General features: G+C 71.1%; 14 protein-coding genes. All 14 read right to left on the bottom strand.

Annotation, left to right across the window (positions count from 1 at the left end):
• Positions 1-96: 96 nt before the first annotated feature.
• The 14 genes from PROKR_RS02055 to PROKR_RS30420 all read right to left on the bottom strand — a co-directional run bounded on the left by PROKR_RS02055 (position 97) and on the right by PROKR_RS30420 (position 6,432).
• On the bottom strand, positions 97-624 hold the full coding sequence (locus tag PROKR_RS02055) for a hypothetical protein (protein ID WP_157601826.1): 528 nt from the start codon (positions 622-624) through the stop codon (positions 97-99).
• Positions 617-937: a hypothetical protein gene (locus PROKR_RS02060; RefSeq protein ID WP_036959222.1), complete on the bottom strand. Its 321-nt coding sequence runs from the start codon at positions 935-937 to the stop codon at positions 617-619. Before PROKR_RS02060 ends, PROKR_RS02055 begins: the two co-directional genes overlap by 8 nt.
• 1 nt (position 938) lies before the next feature.
• Positions 939-1,160, bottom strand: coding sequence for a hypothetical protein (locus PROKR_RS02065; protein WP_036959224.1), 222 nt, complete (start codon positions 1,158-1,160; stop codon positions 939-941).
• A gap of 2 nt (positions 1,161-1,162) precedes the next feature.
• A complete protein-coding gene (locus tag PROKR_RS02070; RefSeq protein ID WP_211239994.1) occupies positions 1,163-1,717 on the bottom strand; it encodes an RNA ligase family protein in 555 nt (184 codons plus the stop codon).
• Positions 1,714-1,899 carry a hypothetical protein gene (locus PROKR_RS02075; RefSeq protein ID WP_036959226.1) on the bottom strand — a complete coding sequence of 62 codons (186 nt, stop codon included), beginning with the start codon at positions 1,897-1,899 and terminating at the stop codon, positions 1,714-1,716. Before PROKR_RS02075 ends, PROKR_RS02070 begins: the two co-directional genes overlap by 4 nt.
• A 188-nt stretch (positions 1,900-2,087) precedes the next feature.
• Positions 2,088-2,552 (bottom strand): Ltp family lipoprotein, encoded by a 465-nt coding sequence (locus PROKR_RS30415; RefSeq protein ID WP_051432599.1) that lies wholly within the window; start codon positions 2,550-2,552, stop codon positions 2,088-2,090.
• A 221-nt stretch (positions 2,553-2,773) separates the two neighbouring features.
• Positions 2,774-2,986, bottom strand: coding sequence for a sortase family protein (locus PROKR_RS02085; protein WP_036959228.1), 213 nt, complete (start codon positions 2,984-2,986; stop codon positions 2,774-2,776).
• 119 nt (positions 2,987-3,105) lie between these two features.
• On the bottom strand, positions 3,106-3,600 hold the full coding sequence (locus PROKR_RS02090) for a hypothetical protein (RefSeq protein WP_036959229.1): 495 nt from the start codon (positions 3,598-3,600) through the stop codon (positions 3,106-3,108).
• 34 nt (positions 3,601-3,634) lie between these two features.
• The gene (locus PROKR_RS37775) at positions 3,635-3,766 is read right to left on the bottom strand and encodes a hypothetical protein (protein WP_281171663.1); all 132 of its coding nucleotides are present in this window, start codon (positions 3,764-3,766) and stop codon (positions 3,635-3,637) included.
• Between the two features lie 2 nt (positions 3,767-3,768).
• Positions 3,769-4,053: a hypothetical protein gene (locus tag PROKR_RS02095; RefSeq protein ID WP_157601827.1), complete on the bottom strand. Its 285-nt coding sequence runs from the start codon at positions 4,051-4,053 to the stop codon at positions 3,769-3,771.
• 175 nt (positions 4,054-4,228) lie between these two features.
• Positions 4,229-4,417, bottom strand: coding sequence for a hypothetical protein (locus PROKR_RS02100; protein ID WP_036959231.1), 189 nt, complete (start codon positions 4,415-4,417; stop codon positions 4,229-4,231).
• Complete coding sequence (locus PROKR_RS02105) at positions 4,414-4,641, bottom strand: hypothetical protein (protein ID WP_036959232.1); 228 nt, start codon at positions 4,639-4,641, stop codon at positions 4,414-4,416. The genes PROKR_RS02100 and PROKR_RS02105 overlap by 4 nt, the downstream gene beginning before the upstream one ends.
• Complete coding sequence (locus PROKR_RS02110) at positions 4,629-4,910, bottom strand: hypothetical protein (RefSeq protein ID WP_157601816.1); 282 nt, start codon at positions 4,908-4,910, stop codon at positions 4,629-4,631. The genes PROKR_RS02105 and PROKR_RS02110 overlap by 13 nt, the downstream gene beginning before the upstream one ends.
• Before the next feature lie 175 nt (positions 4,911-5,085).
• Positions 5,086-6,432 carry a recombinase family protein gene (locus tag PROKR_RS30420; protein ID WP_051432600.1) on the bottom strand — a complete coding sequence of 449 codons (1,347 nt, stop codon included), beginning with the start codon at positions 6,430-6,432 and terminating at the stop codon, positions 5,086-5,088.
• Positions 6,433-6,606 lie beyond the last annotated feature (174 nt).

The raw sequence follows: 6,606 nt of genomic DNA on the forward strand, positions 1-6,606 counted from the left end.
CTTGGATGACGGCGCGGACGATGGGGGCGACGACGTGCGTCGCGACGAGGGCCCAGGTGAGGGCCGAGGCGAACCAGGCGGCGAGGTCTCGGGCGGTCATGAGCGGCCCTTCAGCGCGTCGCGTAGCGGGACGAGGTCGGGCGTCGCGTGCTTGGCGCACACGGGGTACGGCGGAGCACCGCCCTCCCACTTGTCCTCACGGAAGGCAACAGCCGGACCGTTGCACGGGCGCGAGGCGTCCTCGTCCCAGCGCTGCACTTCCTCGTAGCACTCGGCAGGCTGCGCGGCCTCATGCCGGCGTGCCAGAGCCTCCAGGTCCTCGCGGAGGTTCGCGTTCTCGGCCTCGGCGCGCTGCCGGGCGTGGACCTCGTCGTTCCACCGGGCTTGCCAGTCGCCGGCGGCGGCCAGGTTGGCTGACGCCTGCTCGTGAGCCTCGGCGAGTTCGGCCTCGGCCCGCGCGAGGCGCTCCTCCGCGACTCGGAATCGGTCCTCCGCCACGCGGGCGGCGGTCCGGTACTCGCCGACGTAGCGCTCGTTGCGCTCTACGGCGGCTGTGACGATGTCGGCCCCGTAGGCGTCCGGGTTGATGACGCGGAGGAGGCCCTCCATCAAGGCGCTAGCCATGGTTCGGCTCCTCTGCGGTCGGGTACTCGTCGAGCTGGGCCACGAACTTGGCGACCTCGGCCTCGATCGGGTCGACCGGGGCGGCGGGCGTCTCGGGCTCGGCCGGCGGCGGCGGGACGATCGAGCCGTGCGCGCGCTCGTCCGCGGCCACGGCGGCGGTGATCGCGAGCTGAAGGCGCGGGAAGGTGCCGGGCGGGTACGCCGTCACGAGGGCGACGGCCTCGGCGACGATGACCTCCATCGCCGGGTTCAGGGACTCGTGGCGCTTGCCGCACCCCGGGCAGACCGGGTGGCGGTGGAAGGGGTTGCGCATGTTAGGCCCTCCTCCGGTCGACGCTGTAGCGGCGGTGAAGGCGGATCATCTTGCGGGCACGGCGCGCGGCGGGGCCGTAGCCATAGATCCCGGAGTAGTGGCCCTCGCCGATCGGGCGCCCGAGGTAGTAGGGCACCACCTTGGCGAAGCGCCCTCCGGCATCTCCCGTGCCGTCGATGGTTCGGATCTCGTAGCCGGCGGGCGGGGTGTACTTGCCGAACATGGTCAGGCTCCCTTCGGCTGGTCGTCGTTCTCGATCAGGACCTTGAAGACCTGGCGGGCGGCGGCGTGGTAGACGACGACGCCCTCGGGGGTGGCGAAGCCGCGCTCGGCGGCGGAGCCCTTCTCGACGAGCTCGTCGAGGACGTCGGCGACGATGTCCGTCGCGAACGGGCCCTGGTAGAGCACAGGCACCGTGTGCAGGAGGCCGTCGGACTCCTCCGCGAGGGCGCCGTAGCGGCCCACGTTGAACAGCGAGAAGCGGCGCTCGTCGAGGCCGTAGCCCCGCTGGATGCCCTTGCCCCACCACTCACCGAAGTGGCGGCCAGGGCCGAGGAGCGGGAGGAGGGAGTCCTCGTGCTCGGCCACCCAGGCGGCGAAACCGAAGTTGTCGGTCGACTTGCCCGGCGTGCTGAGGCGGGTACGCGACTGGGCGGCGACCTGGCCGTCCTCGGTCACGATCACGGCGGCGTTCGTGCCGTCGATCTTCTCCGTGATGATGCAGTCGCGGAACAGGCGGGGCGTCTTGGGCCAGCCCTCGAAGGTGATCGGGGCGCTCATCGGTTGCCCCGGCGGGCGACGCGGGCGGCCTTGTTGGCGGCGCGACGGCGGGCCTTCACGTGGGCCGGGACGGTGCCCTCGTACATCGGCCGGTCTCGGAGCGCCAACAGGATGGCGAGCTGCGTCCGCTTCAGCGGCGAGAGCGGCGGGAAGAGAACGTTAGCGAGCGGCGTCGGGTTCACGGTGGGGCTCCCTCGTCTGGGGTTTCGTTCTGACGAGGAGGTAATCGGCCCGGGGAGGCGCGGCGGCTCACACGAGTTTGTGTTCAGTTCTGCGGGCCGTTCGCCGAGGCTGAACACGGGCCCGAACACGCCAAAGGCCCCGGCCCCTCCGTGTGGAGGGCCCGGGGCCTACAGGTACAACCGAGTAGCTACAGCCCGGCTGCCGCGACGCCGTGCGCGGCCTGCTCGGGCGTGAAGCCGTCGAACTCAAGTTGATCCTGTAGCTCTGGCCCGGACATAGGCATGACGTCGAGATAGCCGGCGGCAGCCTCGTCTGCCTCCGCGGTCCAGTCGGCGCCGACGGCCTTCACGGCGTACTTGGCGTCCGCCGTCGAGTGGCCCTCGAACGTGAGCTGTTCCGTGAGGCCGCTCGCCGAGATCGCCATGATCTCGACGTAGCCCTCGGCGGCCAGGCGGGCCTGTTCCTGGGCGACGGACTCGGCCGGCTCCTCGGCCTTCTTCTCGGCGGGCTCCTTGGGCTTGGACGCCGGCGCGGACGACGTGGTCTCGTCGACCGGGGCGGGATCGGCCGCGGGGTCGGCCGGCACGGAGCACGCCGCGAGGCCGACGGCCAGGGTCAGGGCGGTCAGGGTCGCGGCGATGGGGGTACGCATGGGCTTGCCTCTCTGGGGTGGACGGTGCGTAAGTAGAGAGGGCCGCGGGGCGCGATCGTGACGCGGGTCGGCACGAGGAACGGCCCCGGACCATACCCGTCCGGGGCCGTTCAGTTGGGAGGATACACGCCGCGACGGCTACGCGTCGTTGAGGTCGGTGGGCCAGTCGCGGCAGCAGTCGGCGAAGTCGTCGAGGAGCGCGTCGTCGAGGTCGTCGAACGTCACTGCGGGCGGTAGATCCGGTCAACGTCGAAGTCGGACTTGCGGACCTCGACCCAAGGCCTGAGCGTGGCCGTGTCGGCGGACAGGGCGACGATGGTGCCGACGATCTCCGTCCGCTCCGCTCCCGACGTCGAGAGGCTGATACGGTCGCCGACCTCGACCTCGTCCCAATGGGCCGTGCCGTGGTCGCGATGGGTTGTCCAGACGGTCATGTCGGAATCCTAGACGCAAGAGCGAGGCCCCGGCTCCCTATGCGGGGGTCGGGGCCTCGTGTGGTCCAGCGCCGGGCGTGCGCCGTGAGGCAAGGCACGCGGGGCGGGGTCCGGGCGGGCTACTTCGCGGTGCGCGGGTCGAGCGGCGGGCGGGTGGGCCAGGTCCGGCCGCACTCGTCGCAGCCGAAGAGGCCGGGCTCGCCAGCAACGCCGTGGTGGGCGTCGAAGTGCTTACACGGCGGGGCCTCGGCACGGAGCGTGTGGCGGTGGCCGTCCGACATCGTGTAGGAGCCGTCCTCGTTGGCGGCGCGCACGATGGGCGAGCGGCGGGGCAGCTCGGCGACGATCGGGGCGTCGGACTTCCCGACGATGTTGTCGAGCATGCGGACCATGCCCTGTGCGCTGACTTCGCCGGGTCGGTTGCGGTGGCGGTCGGCGAAGGCGCGGATCGCGGCGACCTGACCACCGGTCTCCAGGGCGCGGGCGGTGAGGGCGTGGATCAGGTGGTCGCGGGCGGTGATTGCCGTATCGACGGCCTCGGCGATGGCCTCGTAGGCGTCGCGGTCCGGGTCGGTGTCGTAGAGGGCCCTGATCTGGGCGGGGGTGTCGCTCATGGTGTGCTCCTTGGGGTATGTAGGAGGCGGGCGGTCAGTACAGGTAGCGGTCGGCGAGCCAGAAGATCAGGACGGCGAGCGGGATGCCGCCCACCACGACGCCCACGGCGAAGGCCAGGACGTCGAGGGCGAGGGTAGCGAGCGCGCGGGCTAGGCGGCGGAGCATGGTCAGGCGACCCCACGGGGCCCCATCTTGGCCTGCATGGCGTCCATGCGGCCGAACGGCGGCTGGTGGGCCTTCTGCACCATCGAGTGGCGGCCCTTGGCCGTGCCGCAGATTGCGGCGGCCATCTTCTCGTTGACCTCCGCCCGCAGGGGGAGGGCCTGGCCCGTGCGAGCGGCGAACGCCTTGCAGTGCTTGCAGGCGCACTCGACGGTGACGGTCGGGATGTCCGTGCGGGGCTCGTTGCCCATGGTGTCCTCCTGGTCAGTTGGGCCGGTTCCTCCGGCCATGGCACCAGCGTAGCCACGCAAGGGCACTTGCGCAACCCTCAGGGTGTAGAAGGTGTAGAAGTTGTAGGTCTCCCTGGTTACCCCTCGAGAAAGTAGTTCTTGAAGAAGTAACTAGAGAGAGGTACACCTTCTACACCTTCTACACCATCGGGGGCCTCCGGCCTCTCGCCCGGCGTCAGTCGTCTATCTGCCCGGCGAGGTAGTCGGGCTCGGCCTCCGCTCGGTGCACCTTCTGATCGATAGGCAGGCGGCCCGGTTCGACCACCCAGGGCCCGACCCGGAGGAGGAGCGAGGTCCGGTCCTCCTCGTCGGCCCGTTCCCAGACCTGAGCGAAGGTCTCGCCGGTCGGGACCTCTTCGGTCACGGTCGCGGTCGGAGGGCCTCAGCATCGCGGAGGGCGGCCTTGGCGCGACGGTAGGCGCGATAGGTGGTGTCCTCGTCCTCGTCGGTGACGGCGGCATCCTGGGCAGCTCGGGCAGCGTCGAGGCGGAGGCGGGCAAGCGCGACGCCCACGGCGAAGGCCAGGACGTCGAGGGCGAGGGTAGCGAGCGCGCGGGCTAGGCGGCGGAGCATGGTCAGGCGACCCACGGGCCCATCTTGGCCTGCATGGCGTCCATGCGGCCGAACGGCGGCTGGTGGGCCTTCTGCACCATCGAGTGGCGGCCCTTGGCCGTGCCGCAGATTGCGGCGGCCATCTTCTCGTTGACCTCCGCCCGCAGGGGGAGGGCCTGGCCCGTGCGAGCGGCGAACGCCTTGCAGTGCTTGCAGGCGCACTCGACGGTGACGGTCGGGATGTCCGTGCGGGGCTCGTTGCCCATGGTGTCCTCCTGGTCAGTTGGGCCGGTTCCTCCGGCCATGGCACCAGCGTAGCCACGCAAGGGCACTTGCGCAACCCTCAGGGTGTAGAAGGTGTAGAAGTTGTAGGTCTCCCTGGTTACCCCTCAAGAAAGTAGTTCTTGAAGAAGTAACTAGAGAGAGGTACACCTTCTACACCTTCTACACCATCGGGGGCCTCCGGCCTCTCGCCCGGCGTCAGTCGTCTATCTGCCCGGCGAGGTAGTCGGGCTCGGCCTCCGCTCGGTGCACCTTCTGATCGATAGGCAGGCGGCCCGGTTCGACCACCCAGGGCCCGACCCGGAGGAGGAGCGAGGTCCGGTCCTCCTCGTCGGCCCGTTCCCAGACCTGAGCGAAGGTCTCGCCGGTCGGGACCTCTTCGGTCACGGTCGCGGTCGGGAGGGCCTCAGCATCGCGGAGGGCGGCCTTGGCGCGACGGTAGGCGCGATAGGTGGTGTCCTCGTCCTCGTCGGTGACGGCGGCATCCTGGGCAGCTCGGGCAGCGTCGAGGCGGAGGCGGGCAAGCGCGACGGCTTCGTCTCGGACGGCGGTCGAGTCAGTCGTCACGCGCTCGAAGACGGGCAGCCGGCCGAAGCGGCGGAGGAACTCGGCCTCGACGTAGCGGTCGGCGTTGACGCGGATGACGGAGGCGGCGGGCTGGCCGGGCTCATGCCGGACGCCGCGGCACCGGTAGGTGGCGTGGGCCGGGTTGGCCGCGGCCTGGAAGTAGAGCCGCTCGCCGCACACGCCGCACTCGTAGGCGCGGCCGTGGCCCTCGGTCCGGGATCGGTGCGGCTTCGTCGGCCGGGCAAGGTGGCCCTGGAGCTTGCGCCACTCGGGCAGGCTGAAGACGGCCATGTCGGGGTCGAGCCGGACGCCGTCGGACGTGGCGTCGAGGATGCCGGCGAGGCGCGGGTTCCGCAGGAGGCGACCGAAGGCGGGTGCGCCCATGCCGGCACGCTCCGCCCACGCGCGTTGCGGCTCGCCACGGAGGATCGCGGCGACGGCGTCGCGCAGGAGCGGGGCCTCCTCGGGGTGCGGCCGGAGCACGAGCCCGCGGCCGGCCGGGTTAGGTACGGACTGGAGGCCGAACGGCGCCGAGCCGACGGCGTGCCGGCCCTCGGCCGAGAACTGGGCGAGCGACTCGCGCCGGCGTTCGGCGACGATGCCCGCTTCGAGCTCGGCGATGGCCCCGAGGAGCGTCAGGAGGAAGCGGCCCATGGGCCCGCTCGTGTCGATCGACTGGTCGACGAAGACGATAGACGCGCCCTCGCGCTCGATGCGCTCGACGAGGTCAAGGAGGTCGCGGACGTTGCGAGCGACGCGGTCGATCTTCGTCGCGAGCACGCGGTCGCCGGGCTGGAGGGCGGCGAGGAGCCGGGCTCCCTCGTCCCGGTCGGCGAAGGGCACCTTCGCGCCGGAGACGGAGCGCTCCTCGTAGACGACGGCGTCGGGGGAGTGGCGGGCGAGCCGCGCGCGTTGCTTGGCGATCGAGCCGGAGACTCGGGAGTCGAATGAGATCCGCGTATAGGCGTGGTCGGTCATGCTGGGACGATACCTCGTAACTCCGTTGCCGGGAAGGTCTTGCGGGGACGGAGTCACGAAACGACGAAGGCCCCCGTCCCAGGTAGGGGCGGGGGCCTGGCGGGGGTGGGTCAGACGAAGACCTCGCGGTTCGGGTCCCAGTTGCCGACGTACGACAGCACGCGCGCGGGTGTG

This window comes from Promicromonospora kroppenstedtii DSM 19349 (assembly GCF_000515355.1).
Classification (GTDB): Bacteria; Actinomycetota; Actinomycetes; order Actinomycetales; family Cellulomonadaceae; genus Promicromonospora; species Promicromonospora kroppenstedtii.